The 1,202-nt window shown below is 64.7% G+C and carries 1 protein-coding gene; it reads left to right on the top strand.

Annotated features, from left to right (window positions below):
• Positions 1-2 precede the first annotated feature (2 nt).
• Complete coding sequence (locus AC5RWO_RS21425) at positions 3-1,163, top strand: IS1249 family transposase (RefSeq protein ID WP_498733949.1); 1,161 nt, start codon at positions 3-5, stop codon at positions 1,161-1,163.
• Positions 1,164-1,202: the final 39 nt, after the last annotated feature.

The raw sequence follows: 1,202 nt of genomic DNA, 5'->3' as shown, positions 1-1,202 counted from the left end.
TTGTGAATGGTGCTTGCAATTCCTCCCGTTGTCAGGTCTGTGGAGACGTACTGGTCAAGAACGGCAGGACCTCTGCCGGGAAGCAGCGCTGGCGCTGTAAAAGGTGCGGCTCCAGCAGCACCCGAAAACGTCCCGATGTCACCCGCCGCGGGCAGCTCGATGCGTTCCTGGCATGGCTGCTGGGTAAACACTCCCAGGTCGAGGTCTCCAGCGGCTCCACCGGCAGGACGTTCCGGCATCAGATCGCGTGGTGCTGGAACATCGCACCCGAAATTCCGGTCACGGGCGAAATCCACGACCAGGTGCAGGTGGACGGGATCTATGTCGGCTCCTGGTGTTGTCTGATCGCCCGCACCCCGCAGCACGTGCTCGGCTGGCAGTGGTGCGACCAGGAGAAGACCGCCGCGTGGTCGGCGCTGCTGGAGCGGTTCCCGGCCCCCACGGTCGTGATCACGGATGGCGGCTCCGGTCTGGCCTCAGCGGTGCGCAGATGCTGGCCGGAGACGAAGGTCCAGCGGTGCTTGGTCCATGTCCAGCGCAACGTCCGCACCTATCTGACGAACCGTCCCCGTACCGAGGCCGGGCGGGCATTGCTGCGTATTTCCAAGGCTCTGACCAAGATCACCACGCCCGACCAGGCCGCGGCCTGGACCGCGTCACTGGCAGGCTGGCACTCCCGCTACGGCGAGCTGACCAAGCAGCGCACCCACCGCAGTTCGCTTACCTCGGCACCGGCATGGGTCAGACCCGGACAAACCTGGTGGTACACGCACCAACGGCTACGCGCCGCGTACCGGCTGCTGGAGAAACTCGTGAAGAACGGCGCCCTGTTCACCTACCTGCAGGCAGAGCACCGGGACCTGGGCATCGAGCCCACCACGAACCGGCTCGAAGGCGGCATCAACACCCACATCCGGTACCTGCTGCGCCACCACCGCGGCATGAGCGAATCCCACGCCAAACGCGCCATCGAATGGTTCCTCTACATGCGCAGCGAGAACCCGCAGCCGGCATGGACACTCATCCGCCCCGAGCACTACGCCCCGGCCAAATCCCGCAAACCGTCAGCGCTCAAAGAACAGATCGGCCCGGAAGAACTCGGCACCGCCCTAGTCGCCGAAGAAGGACTCTGGATCCGCTCCGGATGGGCAGGCAGGCCATGAAACACGCCCGGGTCATACACACTTTTTTGCCTATAAGCC

Source organism: Arthrobacter sp. B055-34 (assembly GCF_059090425.1).
The sequence above is the reverse complement of the archived record's forward strand: the minus strand, read 5'-3'. Positions and strand labels throughout refer to the sequence as shown.